This window comes from Deinococcus apachensis DSM 19763 (assembly GCF_000381345.1).
GTDB lineage: Bacteria > Deinococcota > Deinococci > Deinococcales > Deinococcaceae > Deinococcus > Deinococcus apachensis.
Window position 1 is genome coordinate 1 of record NZ_KB906422.1, and the last position, 22,477, is coordinate 22,477.

Consider the following 22,477-nt stretch of genomic DNA (forward strand, 5'->3'; position numbering starts at 1 on the left):
TGCAGCGCGTCTTTGGCGTCCACCGCAACACCGTCATCCAGTGGATACAAAAGGGGCCGCCGAAGTGAGACAGACCGAAACGGTCTGTCTCACGCTCTTGAAGAATTGATGGTCGAGCTGGACGAGTGATGGACCTTCGTGGGCCAGAAAAAGCAGGCCAGGTGGTGGTGGCTTGCCCGAGAACGCCGCACTCAAAAGGTGCTGGCTTGTGTTCTTGGAGATCGCAGCGAAGCGACCGTCTTCCAGCTGTGGGACCGCTTGCCCCTCTCCCCAGAACAGCGCCTGAAAGCAACCTGCTGTACGGACCTCTGGCGGGCCTACGACGAACCGTTGTTGGGCGTCAAATGCTTCACCCGCTGAGGGGAAATCAACTACGTCGAGCGGCTCAACTGCACCCTTCGACAACGCCTGGGTCGTCTGGTCCGCAACTCCCTCTCGTTCTCCACATCCGACGAGTTGCTCGGAGCCTCACTCACCCTCGCCTTCCACCGCCACAACTTGTCACGTTGATGCAGCCACTACCTTCTTGGCCAGTGCCTCAGGCGTCCATGCTGGCTGTTGACGCTTGAGCTGCAAGACCCTCTCCAAGATGTCCCGTTCCTGCCGGATAGTCTTCAACTCGCGCTTCACCGAATTTCCACCTGTTCGGCGTTCAGCCCTGGTTTACTTTTCTGATCACTCGCATTGACCCAGCGGCGGAGCAAGGACTCGCTCAACTCCAGGTTGCCCGCGACCTGGCTCTCAGCGACATCCAGTTGCTTGGCACGTGGACGGCTTCCTGTTTGAACTCGGCACTGAAGGTACGACCTTTGCCCACAGTGGACCCCGACTTCTTGTTGCCGGGCCTTAACTCCCTGTCCACGCAGCTGGGGCAACCTCATCACTTGACGCTGCTGAGGTCGAAGACGAGGCCATGGCCGTTCCCTTCGCGGACCGTGAGCTGGCGCAAGCCCACGTCTGCGGGAGCGACAAACACCAGGCGCACCCGGTACTCCTCACCGGGCTTCACGCTGCGGTTGATGGCCTCCTCCGGGCGGTTGCCCTTAGCGAGCACCCAGAACTCCACCGGTTCCCCGTCCGCGTCGAGCAGTTCGTTCTTGAAGGTGTAGTGCGAGGGGCTGTCGGCGTCCGCCCCGACGTTCCTCATCACCACGGTCGCCAGCACATAGCGTTTGCCGGACGGCGCCTCGCGCCCGAGCATCGGCTCGGTCGAGAAGGAGACGTTCTCGAACCTCATGTCGTAACGCCCCATGACATAGGTCGTGCCCATCTTTGCCGGAGCGTCTGCCAGGGCTGTCGCACCGCTCGGGTCCTTGGGGTCGGCGAAGGGGGCGGGCACTGCCTTGGCCTGCGTCCGCAGGTCATACCGCAGCACCGGGCCGTCGCCGCGCTGGACGATCAGCTTGGGAATCACGCCGCTCGCCGGAACACGGACGACCGAGACGATCTCCACCTTCTGCGCGGGCTTGAGGCTCGCCCGGTACTCCTCACTCGTTCCAGCGCGGACGAAGGCGCTCTCACTGACGTGGTTGACGTTCTTCACGTCGACGGCCGTGAATTTCAGGCCGTACAGGCTCGCGTCCTGCCGGGTGGGGTTGTGAGCGGTGAAGCGCAGCACGAGGAGCTTCTCGTCGGCTTTCGGGACGATCAGCGCCGTGCCGAGCAGCACACGGCCCGTGGTGTAGGACGCGCTCAGCAGGGTGAAGTTGATAGGGTTCTGCTGGCCGACCGTGAACGTCTGGCCGATCCTCGCATTCTGCCCGTTCAGTTGCGTCGTGCCCATGACGACGGGCTGGGCAGGCTTGGCGGGTGCGTTCCCGGCAAGGGCTGTGGTGACGAGGGCGAGCGTCAGGGCGGACAGGATGAGTCGGGTACGCATGGGTGCTTCCTCCTTGGACTGCGGTCGGGGAATCCGGCCGCGTTGGAGGAAAGGTACGGGGAGGAGGGTGGCTGAAGAATGTTGGCGCCGCTCACCGCCGCCCGTTTCTCAGGAGGCGAGCACAACAGCCGGGTTTCCTCAGCTGGCAGCCCCAAAAGAAGAGGCGCACCGCCGGGGTGCGCCTGGAACTTCCCCGTCCCCTTCAGCGCCGCAGGAGTTCCCCGTACAGGTGCTCAATGTAGTCGTCCACACTGGCGAAGGACCTCCGTACCCCGTAGGTACCTTCCCGAACTGTCGCGTGCCAGCCGGGGGGATAGTCCTCCCCCTCGCCCCACACGCGCAGGACGTACACGCGCCCCTCGCTCGTCGGTCGCTCGGCCCGGCCCTCTTCCTGTTCCATGATTTCCCCTTTCCACCGCAAGCCCGCAGTGGGCCTGAAGGTAGCAGGCGCGGCGTGGCTGGGGGATGACGCGGACTCAGGAGGGCACTTGCGCCGCCCGGTCGGCCAACACTTCGAGACTCCGGCGCACGCCCGCCGCCCCGCCTACGTCTCCTGACGCCGTGAACGCAGCCTCGGCGCGGGTGTAGAACTCGCGAGCCTCAACGAACCTAAGGTTGCCCGCCGCCGCTTCGCCCGCCCTGACCAGCCAGGGCGCGGCCTGCTTCGGGTCCTCGCCGTTCTCCCAGTGCCCCGCCACCCGGGCGGGATGGGCGCCCGCCGCCGCCAGTACCCGCGCCGCGCTGCGGTGCAGCACCCGGCGCACCGTGGGCGGCATCTGGGCAAGCACCGTTTCGAGCACAAGGTCGTGGCTGAAGGCCTCCCCGGAGACGACCTGCGTCGCCTCCAGCTCCTCCCAGGCCGTCATGGTGTCCAGCAGGCCCGTGCCGAGCGTCTGGGTGACCAGTTCGAGCGTGAAGTCGCGCCGGAGCACCGCCGCCGCCCGCGCCGCTTGCAGGGCGTTCGGCGAGAGCCGGGTGAGGCGCTCCTCGATCATCGCCCCCACGCCCGCGGGCCGGGAGGCGGGGGGACGGACCTCGGCACTTCCCCGCTCGAACATGTTCTTGACCGTCTCCAGCACGAACTGCACGTTGCCCCGCGTGGCGAGCGCGACCTCCCCGGCCACGCCCGCCCCGTTCGGCACGTCGAGGTCGGTGAGCAGGGCCGTGACGGCGTCCTGGCTCAGGGGGGAGAGGTGAATGGGAACGACAACGCCCGCCGCGTACATGGAGTCGAGCAGCGCCGCCGAGTAGGGCGGCAGCTCCCCGGTGCGGTGGCAGTACAGGCAGCGCAACATCGTGTTCGTGTCGCCCCAGAAGCGCGAGCCGACGTAGGCGCCCGCCTCAATGCTGGGCTCGTCCATGAACTGCACGTCGTCCGTGCAGATGATGACGGGGCCGCGCTCGGCCACCAGCCGCACGACCTCGTACTTCGCTTCGTAGAAGCGGCGCTTGTCCGCCTCGGTCGTCATGGGGGGCGGCGCCTCCCCAAGTTCGGGCAGCATCCGGGCGAGTTCGCGGATCACCCACCGCGGCAGGTCGAGGTCGGGGTTGGCCGCGAGAGTCTGCCGAAAGTTGCGCGCGTGAGTGGCGTAGGGCACGTCCGCGTCCCCCGGGCGTCCCTGGAAGAACAGAATTTGATGATCCTTCCGCGAACGCAGGAAGTCCTGGGCGAGGCGCGTCTTGCCCGAGCCGGGGTCCCCCTCGATCATGATGCCCAGGCCCTTCTCCCACGCCTCCTCCATGCGTGCCCACACGTCCTCGCGGCCCACCAGGATGGGGGGGCGCAGCACCTGAAGGGGGATACGGGCGGCCCGCCGGGGGACCCGCCTCTCCACGGTGCCTAGGTCAATATCCCGCGCGAGACGCTGTGTCGGCGCCGAGGGCTCGGCGCCGAGTTGGTGGCGGAGCGTGTGCTTGCAGCGGTGGTAGGCCCGCAGCGCCGCCGCCCGGTCGCCGAGGTCGTAGTGCGCGCGCATCAGGGCCCGGTGCCCTTCCTCGGAGACGGGGTCGAGTTCGGTCCAGCGTTCGGCAAGGGCGGCGGCCTCGGTGGTCTCGCCCTCCCGGAGCAGGCGCTCGACCTCCTCGCGGTACCGGCCCGCCTGCACCGCCGCCAGCCGCTCGCCCTGGGCGAGGACCCACTCGGCGAAGTCGGGCAGGTCGTCAAAGTCCACCCCGTCCAGCAGCGCGCCCCCCGCCCCCGCGCCCCCGGGGTTGAGGAGGTCGAGCGCATCCACGGTGACGTTCGACCCCAGGGCGAGCGAGTCGCCCGCCTCCACGAGATCCGCGCCGCTCGCCTCTCTCAGGCGGCGCAACAGGTGCACGAGGTTGTTTCTGGCTGCCCCGGTGGGCGTCTCAGGCCACAGCAACTCGGCAAGATGACCGCGCGGCGCCCCACCCTCCAGCGCGATGTATGCCAGCAGCGCGGCGGTCTTGCGCTCCAGGGGTAGCGCCCGGCCCTCCGGCGAGGTGAGGCGCGGCGGACCGAGCACGTCCAGTCGCCAGGACGTCTGAGATTCAGGCATTCCCCAGTTTAGCCAATTCTCACCTTACGTTGTGAAGAATTGTTCCCTCGCGCAGAGGATGAGGCGCGCGACCGGGTTGTAGGTGAGGAACGCGTCCCTCGACTCGTGCGGGACCTGCTCGCGGGTGGTGCGCTCCAGCCACGCCTCTGCCGAGCGCAACGTCACCTCCGCCGTGGAGTCCCCGGCCGCCCGTTGCGCCCTGAACAGGGTGAGCAGCACCTCGCCGCGGGACAGGTCGGCGGGTTCGAGCGTGTTCAGGAGGTGGGCGCCCTGGGCCGCATGGGCGAGGGCTTCCCGAGCCTGACCCGCGCGCAGCAGGGCCCCCGCAAGCCGCGTGTGCGCGCTGAGTTCGAGGCCGCCGAGGTCGTGACGGCGGGCAAGGTCCAGGGCTTCGCGTGCCGCCGCGCAGGCGGCTTCAGGCTCATCCCGGAGCGCCTGCACGAGGCGCACCCGGCCCAGGGCGAGGGGGCGCGGCGCCCCACCGAGCAGCGTCTCTGCCTGTTCGAGGGCCGCCTGGCCGTCCGCCCCACGTTCAAAGGCGAGCCGGGCGAGGGCGAGATGGGCGCGGACCGCGTAGGTACCGGGAAGGTGAGCCGCGCCCGCCCGCGTCAGCATCTCCTCGGCCCGCACGTCGTCCCCGAGCGACACGAGCACCTCGCCCAGGCAACCACGCGCGTAGTCGTGCAACCAGCCACTGGGATCGAGTTCACCCGTGAGAACCTGCTCGAAGTGCCGCACCGCCGCCGCGTATTCGCCGAGGTCCCCGTGGGCAAGGCCGAGCAGGAGGTGACTTATGGCCGAGGCGTCGGGCGGGTCGACCCCGTGCAGGGCCGCGGAACGCTGGAGGGCTTCCAGCCCCCCCCTCACGTCGCCGAGGTCACTCAGGCAGACCGAGAGGTTGCGCAGAATCACCGCGAGGTGGCCCCGGTCCCCCAGCGCTTCCAGCATCTCCGCCGCCCGGCGGTGCAACCCCTCGGCCTCGCGGTGGCGGTCCCCGTGATCGAGGACGACGGCGAGGTTGCTCAGGCCGCTGGCGAGGGCGACGGAGGAACCGAGGGGCTCAAGCACCGCCACCGCCTCGCGCAGGGTCGCCTCGGCCTCGGACAGGCGACCCTGCGCCCAGAGCGCCGTGCCGAGGTCGCCGAGCAGGTTCGCCCGCAATTCCGGCTCGTCCTGGCCCTCCAGGGCCCTCAATCCGCGCCGCACCGCGACCTCCGCCCGCGCCCCCTCGTTGCGGGTGGAGAAGAGGCCCGCCTGGAGCAGCCAGCCCTGCGCGGTCTCAGTGGGGCTCTCCGCCCGCTCCAGCACGTCGTTCACCGCCGACTGGCGGGCCTCCAGGTTGTCGCCCAGGCTCAGCACCTCCGCCCGGCGCCGCCACGCCCCGAAGGCGCGATCATCGCCCAGCGCCTCGAAGAGGCGGGCGGCCTCCTCGAAGTGGGCCGCCGCCTCGCGCAGGCGCAGGGAGGCCTGGGCCGCCTCGCCCGCCCGCAGGAGCCACGGCGCGGCCTCGGTCTCCTGCTCGCCCTGCCGCCAGTGCCAGGCCACGCGGGCGGGCGGGGCGTGCTCGCCTTCCAGGGCGCGGGCGGCGGCGCGGTGGAGCAGCCGCCGCACTGAGGGCGGAATGCCTTCCAGCACCGCCTCCGCCACGAGGTCGTGGTGGAATCGCTCGCCCGCGAGGATCTGCGCCGCCTCCAGCTCGTCCCATGCGCCCACCACGTCGAGCAGCGGGGCCGAGAGCAGGCTCGCCACGAGGTCGGGGGTGAAGTCGCGCCCCAGGATTGCGCACGCCCGGGCGACGTGCAGGGCCATCTTCGGGAGGCGGGCGAGGCGGTCATTGATGAGCTGACCCAGCCGGGGTGGGACATGCCCGTTTCGGCCAAAGGCCCCACCACTCGCCAGCGCCTTGACCCCCTCCAGCACGAAGAGGGGATGTCCACCCGAGGCGCGGGCCAGACCCTCCGCCTCCTCCGGGGCCACGTTCAGGCTGAAGAGCAGTTCCCGGGTGGCCGTCTCGCTCAGCGGCGGCAGGCGCAACCACTCGGCCTGCCCGGCCTCGACCAGCCGCTCGAAGATCCCCCGGGTGTAGGGGGGCAGCTCGTTCTCCCGGTGCACGGCGATGAAGTGCGGCAGCCCGCCCGGCTGGCCCATCGGAAAGACGGCCCCGATCATGTCGAAGCCCACCTCGACGCTCGCATCGTCGGCAAACTGCATGTCGTCGAACACGCACACGTCCACACCGGTCAGGCAGAGCCCGAAGGCGTGCTGAAGGGCGGTGTGCAGGCCCGCGTCCGTGCTCGTGGCGGGTGCCTCCCCCGGGGGCGCAAGTTCGGGGAGGAGGAAACTCACCGCCCGCCGCAGATCGAGGGGCAACTCGGCACCCGAGAGGCTCAGCGCCCGGCGCAGGCTGCGAATCGTGGTGGTGTAGGGAACGAGGGTATCCCCCGGGCGCGCCTCGACCCACAGCACCCGCCCCTTGCCCGCCCCGAAGTCTGCCGCCAGGCGCGATTTGCCCATGCCCGGCGCCCCCGCCACGATGATGAATTGCCCCCGCTCCCAGGCCTCCTCCATCCGGGCGAGTTCGCGCTCGCGGCCCGCGAGGACAGGGGGGTGCAGGGCCGCAAAGGACACTGGGACCATGGGCCGGGCCGGGGGTAACGCGTCGCCCCGCTCGATCAGCGCCGCGAGTTCACGGGTCTCGGGCATGGGCTCGGTGCGCAGCTCGTCCCGCAGCCGCTCCCGCAACCCCGCGTACACCTCCAGCGCCTCGGCGCTCTGGCCCCTGAGGTACAGCAGGCGCATCAGCCGCCGGTGTGTCTCCTCGGACTGCGGGTCGAGGGCGAGGGCGCGCCGGGCGAGGAGGGTCGCGCCCGCCAGATCCCCGGCCTCCTCGGCCCGGTCCGCCGCGCGGGCCGTTTCCCGGGCCCGCCGCGCGTCGATCCGGTCCCGCTGCACGATCAGCCAGTCGGCGAGGTCAAGGTGGTCGTCGAAGCGAACGCCGTCCAGCAGGGTGCCGTCCGGCATCCCGGCTCCGCCGGATGCGCCCCTCAGCACGTCCACCTGAACCCCGGGGGCGAGGGAGAGCGTCTCCTGACCCACGATCAGGTCCTCACCATGCGCGGCGCGCATCCGGCGCAGGAGCTGAACGAGGTTGTTCCGGGCCGCCGTCTCGGTCCGTTCGGGCCACAGCAACCCGGCCAGGCGCGACCTGGGCGACTGACCCTCCAGAGCGAGGTACGCCAGCAGGGCGAGCGACTTGCCCTCCGGCCGCGTCTCCCGGCCGTCCGGCGCCACGAGGCGGGGCCCGCCGAGCACGAACAGGCGCCATGTTGCCATATTGTTCATCGGTCCCGACATGCTAGCAGGGGACGACCGGAGAGAGCGGAAAGGCTGGGGGCCGTCAGGAGTTCCCCCAGTGAGTGAAGTGCTCTGCCCCGTTCAGGCCGGAGCAGGTCTGTCACCCGTGAGCCACGCTCAACTGCGTAAGTTCGGGGGGATGAACAACCAGACGTTATCCGCCAAATGCCTCCAGTCTTACCGTTCCCTCTCCCGTTGGAGGAGCCATGCTATGCGGGGCAGCCTGTTGCTCTGCACCCTGCTTGGGGGCGCGTCCGCGGGGGGGAGCGCGCCGCCCCCGTCGCCCGCCGAAGTCCTGGCCTCGCTGGGGCTCGGGGACGTGTGCGTCGGTGAGGGCGCGACTGTCCTTTCCTCCGAGGATCTCCCCAATACCTTCCTGCTGTCCTACTCGGAAATCATGTCCGGTGTCGCCGACCGTCACCGGGAGGAGTTGTCCTTCAGGGGGGGGAAGTGCAAGGTGTACACACACCTCACGCTGGCGTTCGGCGGCCAGGAACCCCGCCTGCCGTACACGCTCCGCTTGCAGCTCATCCGTGACCCCTGGAACGACGCGAACCCCGGGGTCGTCTGGGAGAGTGGGGCAGTAGGTGTTGCCGATTCCCTGGGTACTCTGGAGAATCTTCAGAACGTCGCGGACGAGTTGTACCTGCGTCTGCTCGCGGACTGGCGGCGCACCCACCTGTAAAGGACGAACACGAACGCCCCTACCTTGACGGGGGCGTTCGCGTTTCATCCAATTCCTTCCTCTCTGCGGGGGTGATCGGAGGGCGACCACCTCTCGTGCAGCCGCCCTTTGAGAGCCTCCGGCAAATCCGTCTATGGTACGAATTCGAGCTTTACGGGGGCGGAAAAGACGGGAGTGTTCATCGGGAAGTCCTCGGCGCTGGCCTTGTCCGACTGGATCAAGCCCTTGTACGTCTCTCCCGAAATGGACTTGAAGGTGGTGGAGGTGCCCTGAAGGTTCGTGAGGTAGTCGCCCGCATCATTGAGAACACGGTGCGTTTCCCGGTCGGTGCCCGCGGGCTTACTGTCGAACTCGTAGCGAATCTCGTACGAGGCCGCACCGATCAGCAGGTTTTCCTCCGTGCCGCTGATCTGCAGGTAGCCCCCCGTAAGGCGGTCCCGGGCGTCGCCCTGATTCGGGTCCTGCTTCGGCAGGGTGTACGGCAGGCTGTTGCCGTTCACCTTCGTGAGCTGGTATCGGCAGGTGTAGATCCCCGTCACCACTTCCCGGCACGGGCCCAGCCCGTCGATGACCTGGACGTAAGAGATCAGGCGCAGGGTATTCTTCCCCGTCTCGTTGCGCACGAGATCAACGCTCACCGCCACGGGGTTCACGGCTGGCTTGTCGGCCGGGGCCCGGTAGGTGCCGCTGGAGACGTTGCCCTCGTCCTTGCTCACCGTCCCGACCGCCGCGCTGCCGCCCGCCGTGCCGTTCACCGCCCAGCCCCGCGTGAAGGGGGTCAGGGTCTGCGGCGCGCAGGTCGTGACGAGGGGCGTCACAAGGTCCTCGTCAAAGGGTTCGGTGGTGGGGCCGACGCAGCGTATCAGCGTGAGCTTGACCGTCTCCCCGAGCTTGACCGTCGCCTGTCCCGGGTCGAGCCGGTAGGCCTCCGCCCACGTCCAGTCGCTGAAGTGGTTCGTGGAGACGGTGAGGGTGTTCGACTCGCGGTTCTGCGCAGTGCCTAGGTGCGCCTGCCACGTGCCCTGACTGTCCTGCGTGGCGACGACGAAGCTGCTCGCCGCGCTTTCCTGCGCCTCGTCGTACTGGAAGGAGAGTTGCACCGGCTGCTTGAAGGTCGTCCCCTCCGGCCCCAGGCGGTACGCACCGCCCTTCCCGTTCGGTGCGGTATTCGTGATGGGCTGCACCGTGATTTCGGTGGGGGACGTGAGTGCCCCAGCGGGAATGTTGACCTTGAGCTTGCCGTCCGCCGAGACGACGGTGCCGCCCTGGGACCCGACGGTCGTCCGCGCAGCCTCACCGGTCGGGGTGCCGACGGGGAAGGTCGGGGCGGGCGCAGGTGTGGATGCGGTTTCCGTGCAGGCGCTCAGGGCCATCGACAGCAGCAGTGCGGCGACCGGAGCCGTCTTCTTCGTGTGTGCCTTCATATCCTGCCTCCTTCGCTCGTTGAGCGTGGCCGGAAGGTACGGGCCGGGGGATGGCTGGCAAATGTTGTCCAAGCCTTACGCCGAGAGGGCGATACGGCAAGATCGAGAAATTTTTGTAGGTCTGGAGTGAGGGCAGCACGACCCTAAGACCCCAGTGCTGGGGCGCATGACGCTCGGGGCGCGGCCTGTGTGCGCTGGTGTAAGCCTTTTCTACCCGCAGCACGGTTTCCCCCAACATTCTCCAGCCATTCGGCCCCCCGTACGCTTCCGGCACGCCTGAAGGCGACGGAGGAACCCATGAACCGCAATGCCCTGACCGCCCTGCTCGGCCTCACCCTCTCACTGGTGGCCCAGGCCCTTCCCGCCGCCTCCGCCCCCCGCACCATCAAGGGGACAATCACGGCGGCGGGCGGACATTCGCTCAAGGACACAGTAGTGATCGCCTGTCCGAAGGGAGACTGTGACTCGGACGACGTGAAGGGTGCCGTGATTGCCAGCGGGAAGGCCAGGGCAGACTTCACCATCACGGACCTTGAGAACGTGCCCTATGCCCTCTACGCGGTGCAGGACAACGACGGGGATGAGGATGTGAGCGTGGGGGACTGGGTGGACCGCAACCTGCTGGAGGAAAAGGAAGCGGCACTCGTCAAAGTCGGCACGGCGAACGTGAAGCTCGAACTCGTGGAGGTGAAGAGGGCTGCCGCTGCGCCGGGCACCAACACCCAGCCTCGGTCTAACACCACGAAGCCTGCGGCCCCCAGCGCCACGACCGCTCAGCGAGGTTTCATCACTGGAACCGTCGTAAACGAGCAGGGGGTGCCACTGCCTGGTGTCGAAGTTGTCGCGGACAACACGCTCGCATACAATTCCAACCTCATCACCCGTACCGACGCGCAGGGCCGCTACAAGATCGACGTGCGCAATGCCCCCGTTACCTTCAACGTCACGGCCAGCCTGACCATCAAGTACGACGGCTACTCCGCCCGCGTCGACCTCGTGCCCCAGAATCCGGAGACCGTTCCCGGCGGTGTAGGCGGTGTGCGCAACTTCACCTTCAAGCCTAAACCGGTGACGCAGCAGGACCCTTACGGCAATCTCGCGTGCGTGTTTGTCGAGCGGGAAGCGGGCAACTTCGACATCGACCCTGCCCAGGTGATCCTGACGCTCACACCGGTTGGTAAGCTCGCGGATGGCTCGACTGGCAAGGTGCGCCAGACGAAGCTGGTCATGAGCGGTGGGGGCTGGGTCGCAGCCAACGTGATGTGGGGGACCTACAAGGTCACGGGCACCATGAACGGGCACCCCATCGAACTCCGCAGGCGCATCGGCGGGATGGATACCTACGAGTGGGGCATGAGCTACACCGGCGGCTTCACCCGCGACTACCAATCGCTCCAGCCCAACATGTTCCTGGAGATTCGTCTGCCCAAGAACTGAGCGGCGCACTCGTCACTTTAGGCACGCAGATCACCGCACATATGCGGGACGATCGGGAACAGGCCACCCATCCTTACCTACACCGGGTGACGCGCAACACTTACAGGTTGAACGAGGCACGGCGGCGTGCAGCGGAAGGCTTGTGATTCCCAGCGGTTCCGCTGCTGAGTTGGACTTACCCAGCAATGCCCCTGCAAAGAGAGAGGAAGAGAGATGTGTAACTTTCACCGCCCGTCCACATTGAGTAGCGTCTCAGGGTGCAGTGCGGAGGCGAGCGCGATGACTTCCTTTCCCGCTGAGGCCACGGATCCCCTGAGCCCACTTGGCCCCCGGCTGTCCTTAAACCAGGGCAGCAGCAGCAAGTGCACGGGCTGACGCAGGACAGGAGGGTCCGTTGCAATGAAGAGCGCCTCCGCCCAGCGGCGGTACTTCCCTGTCGGTCCCCGGTACGCCGGGAACCCGAACATCGCATGGCTTAGATCCCCCACGTGATAATCCAGCCCATACCCACACCGCGCGAACTTGTCCGGGAGGTTTCGAATATTCGCGATGTTCTTGCTGATCGCGTGCGTCTTCCCCCGCCGCTCCGCCTTTCCCGCATACAGGGGCGTGAAGGCGTTTCGGTCCCCCACCCCCATCAGGTAGACGAGCCCCTGCCAGGCATCATCCTGTAACCCCTCTTCGAGCAACTCGATCATCGCGGCCTCGAACTCCGGCGAGCGGGTAAGGATGCGGCGATCCCCTTCCCGGCCACGCTGGTGAGTCCGGACGAGTAAGCCGTCCGTGTCGAACAAGGGCGCGAAACGTGCTCCAGGGAAGCCGTCCAGCCAGATCTGCAGAAGGGTCATCGCCCCTGCCCTTCATGGTTAAGGAGGCGGAGAGAATAGGCATCCGCCGCGAGACCCACAAGCTGGTATTCGACGGCTCCAATCGTCTTGGGGAAGCCAGGGATGGGCGGGAACTGAATCTGGGTCTCCCCTACTATTGATAACGGCTTAGGTTTGGGACGCCCAGTGCGCTTCTCGCTCCCGTGCTTCCGGCCAGGAGGGACCCTCAACCCAGGGTCGCGTCTCAAACAAGCCCGGAATCAATAAGTGCAGCTGGAGGTCAAATTGCACGCTGTCCTGCCCCTCGTGCAGCAATCTTGTCCGCCACCGCAAGTAACTCCCGTTGCCCTTAGCCAGGCCCGTGAGGTGCTGGTTCCAGCGGGAGACAGGGGAACGGGCCTTCCCGACGTAAGCAGGGATCGCCTTATCCGAGCGGCCTTCAGTTAGGACGTACACGTACTCGGGCGCACCCTGCCGCTCCATCAGCGTGGCGATTCGAGACAAGACGGCTTTGCGGTGGATCGGCTCCCCTTGAGCGGTGAGGGGGGTGCTGAACTGCTCATGCTCTGCCATCCACGTCTCGAAGAGCGCCCGCTTGCGTAGGGTGTCGCTTTCGAGGGTCATGCCGCCATCGTGTCAACGCGAGACGCGCTCTGCCCGCAAATTTGCCGCGCCAACTCCAGGTGCGTAACGCCGGGTACCTGCACGCGTACCGTGTGCTCGCCCTCATGGTGCTGCTGAGTGCGCTCTACGTCCTCATGTTCGGGGGGAGTCCGGCGGGTGGTGGCCCCGCGCGGAAAATGAACGCACTGCCCTCTTCTGGGGCGTGTGGGGCTTCGTGCTCACCCTGCCCAGCGCGATCCTCGCCTGGACCGAACCCGACATCGAGCAACGAGGCGGAATGTGGCCTGCGGTTTCGACTGAATACCGCTGACTCGCGCTGCATGTCACGTGATCTTCTGTTCATCAGCGGCCGTCCGGCCGCTTTTTTATGGCTCGTGTGGCCGCGCCCGCCTTGAGAGAAGGGAGCTTCTTCCCCAAGCGGGACGATCTTCACCGCGCAAGCTTCGTCACTCCACGCATGCTCCCTGGTACGGGTGGAGCGGTTGGCGTGTCCTTGAGGGACGTGCTGTACCCAGCGTTCACCGGGAACAGTCACAGTCCTGACGTTCTGCTCGTAGGGTGAGGCACCCCACGAGAACCCCGGCCGGGTGGGCCCCGCCCCTGGCGTCCGTCAGGGGCTTGATCTGGCCGGAAGGGGAGCTGCTGCGCGTCTCTCACCACCACCACCTGCCCCGTTGATGCAGCGCCCCCCAGATCTGGTGGTCACCCTGGCGGGGCTGGCCTTTCAATCGCTGGCTGCCGGTTCTGCCTGAGCCGTCAGATGCTCGGCCAAGGCGGGCCATTGCGCCCGCACCTGTTCCTGCGCGCCGTGCTGCGCCGCCCCCTCCATTCGATCAACGCCGCGATGTACGCGGGCAGCCAGACCTCTCGCGTGAGCAACTCCTGCGCGTCCTGCATCCGCCCCAGGGCCTCCAGCACGTCCAACAGGGGCTGCGGCGCGTCCTCGAGCAGCTCCAGCGTATAGCGGTAGCGCTTGAGGTGCTTGCGCCACTCGTTCCAGCGGTCCACGTTCTCCGAGGTCAACACCACCGACGCTTCCCGCTGCAATTCCTCCGCGTCACTCGTCAGTGCCTCCCAGACTCGGGCTTTCCAGCGCTTCGGGCGCTCCATCTCCGGGGGCAGTTTCGGGAACGCCACGTCCGCCAGGGTGTGGTCCCGCGCCTGCTGCCACTCCAACTGGAACGTCTGGATCTCCGCGGCGGGCGCCTGCAACGCTTCCAGGGCGGACTGCAGATGCCGTCCCGCCGCGTCGCGGCCCCGCACGGGCGAGACCACCTGCCGCAAGACACGCGCGTTTGGGAATCCTCGACCCCGCCCGCTTGAACCGGTGACACCCGCCGCTTCTTCCCGCTTGAAGGGCTGATGCGGCGGGCGACACACCTCAACAACCTCGCCACTCTTGAACGGCGACCGGACAACAGACAACAGGCTGGACGCTCCCGCTAGACTTCCACCGTGTTCACAGCGTCTCCCTGGCAGGTCGAAGTGCTTGGCACGCCCCGACTGCCGCGCTTGACCAAAGAGGTGGTGCTCCTCGACCGCAAGACGGGCGCCCTGCTCGCGTATCTTGCGCTGGAGGGACCGACGAGCCGTGCCAAGCTCGCCGTGATGCTCTGGCCGGACTCGAAGGAAAGCACGGCGCGCAACAACCTCGCGCAGACCCTGCGTAAGCTGCGGCTGGTATCCGGTGAGAACCTGATCGTCGGCCGGGACGAACTGCGCCTGGCTGAGGGCGTGTCCGTCGACGCGCCCGCCGTGCGCGACCTCTACGGGCAGGACCAGCACGAGGCGTTCGTGGCCCAGTACGCGGAGGTCCTGGGGCATTTCGACTACGACGACTGCCCGGAGCTCGAGGAGTGGTTGCTGGGGGAGCGGGAGCGCTGGCAGCAGTGGCAGCGCACGGCGTTGCGGGCGTTGGCGATGGACGCCGAGGCAGCGAACGACCTTGGGGGGGCGCTCGCGTGGGCGCAACAGCTCCTCGAGGTGGACCCGGTGTCCGAGGAGACCTTCGCGCTCGTGATGCGCCTGCACTTCGCCCTGGGGGACCGGCCGCGCGCGCTCGAGACGCTCAAGGCCTGCGAGGACATGCTGGCCCGGGAGTTCGGCGTCACGCCCGCGGAAGGCACCCTGGCCCTGGCGCGCCTCATCCGTGGCGGAGCCCCGCCATCCGGAGACCATTCCTCGCGCGGCCCGCAAATTCCGCTGTCCGTGCTGCGCCCGCCGGTCCTCGTCGGACGTGAGCGCGAGTGGGCCCTCATGGAGGAGGCGTGGGCGAAAGGCCAGGGGGTGTGCCTGGTAGGCGAGGCGGGGGTCGGCAAGTCCCGCCTCGTGCAGGAGTTCGCGCGCGTGCATGGGGGCGACTTCTACTTCGAGTGCCGCCCCGGCGACGAGGGCGTGGTGTACGGCACGACGGTGCGGATGCTGCGCAAGATTCTTCGGAGATACCCGCACCTGACCTTCGAGCCCTGGGTCACGCAGCAACTCGCTCTGATCCTGCCGGAATTCGGCACGCCACCCGCGTCCCTCACCACCGAGGCCGACAAGGTGCGCTTCTACCAGGCCCTCACGGAGGTCGTGCGCGCCGCCATCCATGCGGGCATGACGGTGCTGGCGTACGACGACACGCACCACTTCGACAACGGCAGCGCCGAGGCTCAACTGTTCATGTGGGGCGCTCTCGGCTGGGGGGACGTGGACGCGCCGTTTCGCATCGTGTTCAACTCGCGCCCCCAGGAGTACACGTCGCTCGCCGCGCGGGCCCTGCGGGACCTCGTGCAGACGGGACGCGTGCTCGTCATCGAACTCGAACCGCTCGCCCCCACGGTGGTAGAGCGTCTGGTCGCCAGCATGAACGTGCCGCACCTCGCGGCGCTCACGCCCGCCCTGCAACGCTACACAGGCGGCAACCCCCAGTTCCTGCTCGAAACGGTGAAGCACCTCATCGAAACGGGCCAGGTCGAGCGCGGCTTTCCCGAGCGGCTCCCGCCCCCGCAGCCCGTCGGGGCGGTCGTGGCGCAGCGGCTGGCCCGCCTGTCGCCGACCGCACTGCACGCGGCGCAGGCGGCGGCGACCATGCAAAGCGACTTCACCCTCGAGCTCGTCTCGGAGGTGTTGCGGTCTCCCCTGCTCGAAGTGCTCCCCGCGTGGCAGGAACTCGAGCGGGCCCAGATGGTCGCGGAAGGCCGCTTCAGCCACGACCTGGTGTATGAGGCGGTCGAGGCGAACATGCCCCCGGGGGTGAGCACGGCGCTTCACCGCAGCGCCGCCCGGGTGCTGGAAGAGCACGGCTTTCCCCCGGCGCGGGTGGCGGGGCACTGGCTGCGGGGGGGCGAGCCGCTGCGCGCCGTGCCGAAGCTGCGGGAGGCGGCCGAGCAGGCGCGGGCCACGTTCCGCTTCGTGGAGGCAGCGAACCTGTACGAGCAGGCCGCCTCGCTGCTCGAGGCGCACGGCGACGTGGACGCGGCGTTCGACGCCCGGCTGCTGCTGACGCGCGACTTCCTCAAGGAGTTCGACCTCGGCGAGCGGTACGGAGCGTCCCTGGCGCGCCTGTTCGCCCTCGCCCACACCGAAGGGCAACGCGCGCGGGCGTGGCATTGCCAGGGGTTGCTGCACAGCCGCCGCTCCGAGCTGGACCTGGCCCGGGAGGCGGCCCGCGAGGGCTGGACGCACGCCGAGCGGAGCGGCGACCTCACCGTGCAGGCCGAACTGTCGCAGATGCTGGGAATCGTCTCGCTGCAACTCGGGCAGCTCGAGGAGGCGGCCACGGCGCTTCGCCGCGCGGCAGCCCTCAACGAACGCCTCGGACTGGTCACGGGGCAGCTCTCGGCGCTGCAAAACCTCGGCGTGGTGCTCGGCAAGCTCGGCCGCTACACGGAGGCAGCGCGCCACTTCGAGGCGCTCGCCGAGCAGGGAGAGCGCGCGGGGCGGCCGGTCATTCAGGTCCACGCGCTCACCAATCTCGCGCTCGCCCTGGCCCGAGTGGGGCGCAAGCGGGAAGCGCAGGCACCCGCCGCGCGGGCCCTCGCGCTGATCGAGCGGATGCAGGGCCGGGCGATGAACCGCGTGCTCCTGCTCGTGGTGCAGGGGGAACTCGCGCGGGACCTTGGGCGGTACGCCGAGGCGCTGGACGCGCTGGAACGGGCGCGTGAGGCGAGCGAGGCGTACGACCACTTCGCCTGGCCGCTCGTGCTGCGGCAGACGGCCGCTGTGTATGCGGCGCTTGGCGTCCCCGACCGCGCCGGGGAACTGGCGCGCGACGCCCTGCGCTTTCCCCAGGCGTCGCCCGCCGAGCAGGCGGGGGCGCTGCTGGCGCTCGCGTCCCTCGACGCGGAGCGTGGGCAGGACACGTCGGCCGCCCTGGGCGAACTCGAACCCCTGCTCGCCCACCTCGGGCCGGACGAGACCCTGAAACTCGACCTCGTGCGGCTCCAGGGGGCGGACGATCCCGATCTCGGGGCCAGCGAGCGCCTTCTCGAACGCTTGCATGCCCTCGAAGCCCGGGACCTGCTGATCGTGGCCCAGATGCACCACGCCCGCCTGCTCGTGAGGGCGGGGCGAGCGGAGGACGCCCTGGGCCACTCGTTCACGGCGGTCCGGCTGCTCGAACAGTACGAGCCTCTGGAGTGGCCGCGGGACCGGATTCTCGCGCTGCACGCCGCCGTCCTCGCCACCGCCGGTCACCCGGAGGCCCGTGAGGCGGCGCGGCGAGCCGTGGAGGCGGCCCGGGGCACGGCCGCCGCCCACGTCCCGCTCAAGCACCGGGAGGCCTACCTCGCCGCCGTGCTGCGTGACCTGCCCCGGCAGGAGGCGACCAGCACGATGTTTAAGAGTTCGTAAAGAACTGCTTGCTATCATCTCACCGTGTCTGCACAGTCCACCGTGCGTGTCGCCGTTCTGGGCACGCCCACCTGGCTCGGGGGGAGCAGTTCCCCCAGGCCACTCGACCGCAAGACCGCGGCAGTCCTCGCGTTCCTCGCCCTGACCGGCGGCGGCACCCGCTCGCGCGTCGCGGGCCTGCTCTGGCCGGACTCGCGGGAGAGCACGGCCCGCAACAACCTCGTGCAGTTGCTGCGCAAGTTGCGCCTGACGGTCGGGGAGGACCTCGTCGTCGGCGCCGACGTCGTGCGCCTCTCGCAGAACGCGCGCGTGGACGCGCTCGACCTGCGGGAATTGTTCCTGCTGGGGCACCACGCGGCCTTTCTTGAGGGGGGCGGCGAGGTGCTGGGGGGGTACGTGTACGGCGACTGCCCGGAGTTCGACGACTGGTTGCGGGGGGAGCGCGCGCGGTGGCGGGGGTGGCGCCGCGAGGCGCTGGCCGCCCTGAGTGCCCGGGAGGAGGAGCGGGGCGCGTATGAGGAGGCGCTGGGGTGGGCCGAGGGGCTGCTGGTGGAGGACGCGACCTCCGAGGAGGCTTTCGTTCGCCTCCTGAGGCTGCAATACCTGGTGGGGGACCGGGAAGGTGCCTTGCACACCTTTGCCCGCTGTGAGGACATGCTCCGGCGCGAGCACCGGGCGGCGCCGCTCCCCACCACCCTCGACCTCGTGAACACCATCCGGCTCGGCAGCACCCTACCCCCCGCTGCCCCACGGCCGCAGCGCGTCATTCCCCCCGCCGTCCTGTGCCCGCCCGTGCTGGCAGGACGTGAGCGAGAGTGGGCCGTGATGGAGGAGGCCTGGGCGCGGGGGCAGGGCATCATCCTGAGCGGGGACCCGGGGGTCGGCAAGACCCGCCTGATGCGGGAATTCGCGGCGAGCAAGGGGCGCTGGTTCCACCTCGACGGGCGGCCTGGGGACACGTCCGTCCCCTACGGCACGTACGCCCGGGTGTGGCGCGGCCTGCTGCGCGGCCGTCCTGACCTGGAGCTCCCCGACTGGGTCCGAGAGCCGTTCTCGCTCCTCCTGCCCGAGCTGTGGCCGACGAGGCCCCCCCCGCTCACGTCCCCCGCCGACAAGGAGCGCCTGTTCGCGGCGACGGGGGAACTCGCCTTCCGCATCAGCCAGGGCATGACCTGCGTGATCGCGGACGACACGCAGTACTACGACGCGGCGAGCATGGAGCTGGGGGCGTCCATCGCTGCCCGGTTCGTGCCCTTCGATCCGAACGGGGGCGTCGTGCCGATGCTTACCGCCCACCGACGCGGCCAGTTGCCGCCCGCCGTGGAGGGCCATCTCCGGGGCATGGTGGCGGCGGGCCTCGGCGTGTGGATCGACGTGGAGCCGCTCGACGAGGAGGCCGCGACGCGCCTCCTCGTCAGCCTGAAGCTGCCCGAGGTCCAGCGGCACGCGCCCCGACTCGCCCGCTCCAGCGGCGGGAATCCGCTCTTTCTGCTGGAGGCCGTGAAACACCTGCTCGAGGACCAGGCCCGGCCCGCTGGAGAGGAGGTCCCCCCGGTCCCCGAGAAAGTCCACGCGCTCATCACGGAACGGCTGCGGCGCCTCTCGCCCAGGGCCCTGCTGCTCGCACAGGCCGCCTCGGTCCTGCAAAGTGAGTTCGACCTCGATCTCGTCGCCGCCGTGCTGGACGCGCCGCTGCTCGACGTGCTGCCTGCCTGGCAAGAACTCGAGCGGACCCAGGTGCTCGCGGGGGGACGCTTCAGCCACGACTTGGTGTACGAAAGCGTGCGCGCAGCCATGTCGGTCAGCGTGCGGCAGGCCCTGCACCGCAGCGCGGCGCGCGTGCTGGAGCGCCAGGGAGGCAACCCGGCCCGCATCGCGCGGCACTGGCTCGAAGGCGGCGACCCGGGCCGCGCCGTCCCGGGGCTGCGGGCGGCGGCGGGGGCAGCGTGCGCTGCCCTCCGCTTCGTGGAAGCCGCCGAGGCCCTCGAGCAGGCGGCGACCATCCTGGAGGCGAACGGCGAACTCGACGCGGCCTTCGGCGTGTGGGCGAGCCTGATCCGGGACGTGCTGCGCCCCGGGGTGCTGGACGAACGGCACGAGACGGCCCTCCGCCGCCTGGCCGATGTCGCCCGCACGCCCGAGCAACAGGCCCTGGTCGAGCGGTGCCTGGAAGAGCGACGTTCGGCGGACACCCGGGCGCAGGCCGTCAGCTGAACGAGGCTCCCAGAGATCACCCGAAAATCATGCTGGGGTGATTACGCTGCCTTCCATGCCCGCCCGTGTACCCGACACCCGGGCGGCCGAAGGAGCAACCATGCCACGACCCATCCAGACCTTTCCCCTCGCCCTCTCCGTCCTGTCCCTCGGCGCGCTGGGTTTGGGCGCGTCCACCAAACTTACCCCGAACACCGTCAGCGGGCGGGTGGTCGACGAGCGCGGCAAGCCCGTGCCAGGCGTCAGGATCATCATCGAACCCGCGATGTTTCGCGGCACGATCACGACGACCACGAACGCGCAGGGCCGCTACCAGTCGATCGAGCTCAATCCCGCCACGAACCCGTACTACGTGTACGCTTACAAGGAGGTGAAGTACCACGATCGGCGGTACTGCCTGCGCATGGCGGGCGATCCCGAACCGTATCAGGAGGCGTTCAACGCCAAGGCGGGTGCGGCGCGCAACTTCGTGTGGCGAATTCGCGGCGAGTCCGACTCGCCGTCGTCAAGCTACGGGGGCGACACCTGGGGCGGCACGCTGAGCTTCGAACGCATCGACACGAACGACGACCTGGCCGTCGACCGCGACGCGACCGTCGAGGTGACGCTCGTGCCCGAGGGGCCGCTCATCGACGGCAGCAAGGGCAGCGTCGTCAAGCGCACGGTGCAAGTCTCCAAGGGCTTGGGCGACGTTCCTGTGGGCGCCTACAAGCTCTCGGTGGCCTTGAAGAACGCGGACGGCACGAAGACACCCCTTCTGGCCGGGACAAGCCCCCGCGAGGAGCGGCTTGGAAACACCACGACCGTCCTCTTCGACGGCTTCGACACCTGCGGACACAGCGGCACGTTCAAGCAAACGCCGATCTGGCTGGCCAAACCGTGAAGGGCCCGTGTTCGGTCCTTCTCGCGGTGATCCTGACCGCGAGTCCCGCCCTCGCCGGAGGTGGGGTCTCACCCTTGAGCGCGGTTCGTCCAGGAGACGTCTGCTCGGATTCGGGCATCTCGTACTCGGGGCCGTTCACCCTCGACCGAATGACCGAGATGGAGCTCGCTCAAACAATTGAGGCTGAGCAGATTCGCAGCGAGGAAGCCGGAGGACACGACGTATGGTCGCACGATGGGGAGTCAGCGACCTGTCACGTGTTCACGCGCGTCTCGTTCGATTTCTCGGAGCGCAAGGGAGGCGGCTCCGACTACACGATGAGCTTCGAAGTTCGACGCGGCAATCGACGCTACGTCAACTTCGTCGAGTATACCGGCACCGCCCTTCGGGAGCGAGGCCACGCGCGGGAAGATGACGACTTCGGGAGAGTTCTGAAAGCCAGCATCGCCCGTCTGTACGCGCGCTTGATCGTCGGTCGCGCCGATATCATCCTGGAAGATTGGCGGCTTCCGCCGGGCGCCCGCGGACCAAGGAGCGTTCGAAGTGAACGGCTTGAGCGGTTCGGCGCTTGACCGCGAGACGACCAGTCGTCACTCGAAAATCACGATGGCACCGCTACGCTTCCCCCATGAACGACACGAGGAAGTGGATGAGGCGGGCTATGAAGGCGAGCGGCGCCGTGGCCGTGTCGTTGATCCTGAGCGTGGGCAGCACCGCTTCTCAACAGAGCGCTTCGCCACGCGCCAACACGATCTCTCCAGAAGCGAACTTCGCGAAGGGCGTCGTGACGGACGCAAGAGGCCGACCTCTGGTGGGCGCGAAGATCGTCGTGGGCAGCACCGTGTACTACAACAGCAACATCCGGGGCGGCACGAACGCCAAAGGTGAGTACCGAGTGCGCCTCACGCCGCAGGACTCGTGGCGAGCGTACGCCTCGATCGAGCGTTCCTACCACGGACGAACGTACGTCCTGGACCTGCACCCTGTGGCATACAATACGTTTTCGAGCGCTGAGGGCGGCGTGCAGAACTTCGTGTGGAAGCTCTCGGGCGACAAGGAGGGCGCGAAACACGGCACGTACGGCGGAGCGGTGCTCGCGATCCCGGTCGAGAAGGACTTCGACACGATCATCGAAGCGCGCTTCGTGGAGTTGACCTTGCGCCCGGTCGGACCGCTCATCGACGGCAGTCCAGGCAGCGTCGTCACGAAGTTGGTGCGCCCGTCCCCCAACGGGACAGGCGTATTCGACGTGCCGCTCGGACAGTACCGCGTCACGGCGCGCTACGTCGCTCCTGAACGTTCGCCCGTCGACATGCTGGTGAGAGCGGCAGGCACGGAAGCGTGGAACAAGGAAGTCGTGCGCGACTTCGAGCCTGCGCGGTCGGGAGCGGGCACCTACGAAATTCGCCTTGACGTCACCCTGCCTTGATGCGCCTGCTCGCACGAGGCTCTTACGCGCTGGCCGCACTCGTGATCGTCCTCGCGTGGAGTACGCCCCTGAGCTTCGAGACGTACGCCGACTTCTCGAAGCCCGTGTGCGCTCCGAACCTCGGCGTCCTGCCGTTCTACCTCGCGGGAAGCGGAGTCGTGGCGGCCCTCCTCGGGGTGATCGGCAGCGGACGAGACCGCCGGACGTCCCTGGTGCTCGCAGGGCTGCTGATCGTCACGGGCGTCGGTCGGTGCGCTTTGACCGTGATCCAGGTCGCGCAGAACGACAGGGCATACCGCGCCGCGTCCGGAGGATTCCCTTGCGACCGATGACGGCCGACGCCTCGTCCGGGTGACCTGCTCG

General features: G+C 68.5%; 16 protein-coding genes and 2 pseudogenes. 9 read left to right on the top strand and 9 right to left on the bottom strand.

What is annotated here, in order from left to right:
• Nucleotides 1-510, top strand: a pseudogene (locus tag F784_RS25645) (IS1 family transposase); the annotation flags it as partial.
• Nucleotides 511-558: 48 nt separating this feature from the next.
• Here the strand turns inward: F784_RS25645 and F784_RS27935 are convergent.
• The 5 genes and pseudogenes from F784_RS27935 to F784_RS24940 all read right to left on the bottom strand — a co-directional run.
• A pseudogene (locus F784_RS27935) lies at nucleotides 559-817 on the bottom strand (transposase); the annotation flags it as partial.
• Nucleotides 818-880: 63 nt separating this feature from the next.
• A complete protein-coding gene (locus tag F784_RS24025) occupies nucleotides 881-1,879 on the bottom strand; it encodes a hypothetical protein (RefSeq protein ID WP_019588544.1) in 999 nt (332 codons plus the stop codon).
• Between the two features lie 202 nt (nucleotides 1,880-2,081).
• Nucleotides 2,082-2,279, bottom strand: coding sequence for a hypothetical protein (locus F784_RS0120260; protein WP_019588545.1), 198 nt, complete (start codon nucleotides 2,277-2,279; stop codon nucleotides 2,082-2,084).
• A gap of 76 nt (nucleotides 2,280-2,355) precedes the next feature.
• Nucleotides 2,356-4,401: an ATP-binding protein gene (locus F784_RS24030; protein WP_019588546.1), complete on the bottom strand. Its 2,046-nt coding sequence runs from the start codon at nucleotides 4,399-4,401 to the stop codon at nucleotides 2,356-2,358.
• A gap of 24 nt (nucleotides 4,402-4,425) precedes the next feature.
• Entirely contained in the window at nucleotides 4,426-7,755 is a 3,330-nt protein-coding gene (locus tag F784_RS24940) for an ATP-binding protein (protein WP_157465408.1), read from the bottom strand.
• Nucleotides 7,756-7,966: 211 nt separating this feature from the next.
• Here F784_RS24940 and F784_RS0120275 point away from each other — a divergent pair, with 211 nt between their 5' ends.
• The gene (locus F784_RS0120275; protein WP_019588548.1) at nucleotides 7,967-8,440 is read left to right on the top strand and encodes a hypothetical protein; all 474 of its coding nucleotides are present in this window, start codon (nucleotides 7,967-7,969) and stop codon (nucleotides 8,438-8,440) included.
• 131 nt (nucleotides 8,441-8,571) lie between these two features.
• Here the strand turns inward: F784_RS0120275 and F784_RS24040 are convergent, their stop codons facing one another.
• Nucleotides 8,572-9,864 (bottom strand): hypothetical protein, encoded by a 1,293-nt coding sequence (locus tag F784_RS24040; protein WP_019588549.1) that lies wholly within the window; start codon nucleotides 9,862-9,864, stop codon nucleotides 8,572-8,574.
• Between the two features lie 297 nt (nucleotides 9,865-10,161).
• Between F784_RS24040 and F784_RS0120285 the strand changes: the two genes are divergently transcribed.
• Nucleotides 10,162-11,301, top strand: coding sequence for a carboxypeptidase-like regulatory domain-containing protein (locus F784_RS0120285; RefSeq protein WP_019588550.1), 1,140 nt, complete (start codon nucleotides 10,162-10,164; stop codon nucleotides 11,299-11,301).
• 224 nt (nucleotides 11,302-11,525) lie between these two features.
• On the opposite strand, the gene F784_RS0120290 is transcribed toward F784_RS0120285, so the two are convergent.
• The 3 genes from F784_RS0120290 to F784_RS24045 form a co-directional block, all read right to left on the bottom strand.
• A complete protein-coding gene (locus F784_RS0120290) occupies nucleotides 11,526-12,149 on the bottom strand; it encodes a hypothetical protein (protein ID WP_019588551.1) in 624 nt (207 codons plus the stop codon).
• 147 nt (nucleotides 12,150-12,296) lie between these two features.
• Nucleotides 12,297-12,752, bottom strand: coding sequence for a GIY-YIG nuclease family protein (locus tag F784_RS0120295; RefSeq protein ID WP_019588552.1), 456 nt, complete (start codon nucleotides 12,750-12,752; stop codon nucleotides 12,297-12,299).
• A 756-nt stretch (nucleotides 12,753-13,508) separates the two neighbouring features.
• A complete protein-coding gene (locus tag F784_RS24045; protein WP_157465409.1) occupies nucleotides 13,509-14,015 on the bottom strand; it encodes a CHAD domain-containing protein in 507 nt (168 codons plus the stop codon).
• Nucleotides 14,016-14,207: 192 nt separating this feature from the next.
• Here F784_RS24045 and F784_RS24945 point away from each other — a divergent pair, with 192 nt between their 5' ends.
• The 6 genes from F784_RS24945 (at nucleotide 14,208) to F784_RS0120335 (ending at nucleotide 22,446) form a co-directional block, all read left to right on the top strand.
• Entirely contained in the window at nucleotides 14,208-17,588 is a 3,381-nt protein-coding gene (locus tag F784_RS24945) for an ATP-binding protein (RefSeq protein WP_157465410.1), read from the top strand.
• A gap of 24 nt (nucleotides 17,589-17,612) precedes the next feature.
• The gene (locus F784_RS24055; RefSeq protein WP_019588555.1) at nucleotides 17,613-19,802 is read left to right on the top strand and encodes an ATP-binding protein; all 2,190 of its coding nucleotides are present in this window, start codon (nucleotides 17,613-17,615) and stop codon (nucleotides 19,800-19,802) included.
• 55 nt (nucleotides 19,803-19,857) lie between these two features.
• Nucleotides 19,858-20,685 (top strand): carboxypeptidase-like regulatory domain-containing protein, encoded by an 828-nt coding sequence (locus F784_RS0120315; protein WP_211211922.1) that lies wholly within the window; start codon nucleotides 19,858-19,860, stop codon nucleotides 20,683-20,685.
• A 149-nt stretch (nucleotides 20,686-20,834) separates the two neighbouring features.
• Nucleotides 20,835-21,257 (top strand): hypothetical protein, encoded by a 423-nt coding sequence (locus F784_RS0120320; protein ID WP_157465411.1) that lies wholly within the window; start codon nucleotides 20,835-20,837, stop codon nucleotides 21,255-21,257.
• A 56-nt stretch (nucleotides 21,258-21,313) separates the two neighbouring features.
• Nucleotides 21,314-22,114: a peptidase associated/transthyretin-like domain-containing protein gene (locus F784_RS0120330; RefSeq protein WP_157465412.1), complete on the top strand. Its 801-nt coding sequence runs from the start codon at nucleotides 21,314-21,316 to the stop codon at nucleotides 22,112-22,114.
• A complete protein-coding gene (locus tag F784_RS0120335) occupies nucleotides 22,114-22,446 on the top strand; it encodes a hypothetical protein (protein WP_019588559.1) in 333 nt (110 codons plus the stop codon). Before F784_RS0120330 ends, F784_RS0120335 begins: the two co-directional genes overlap by 1 nt.
• The last annotated feature ends 31 nt before the right edge of the window (nucleotides 22,447-22,477 follow it).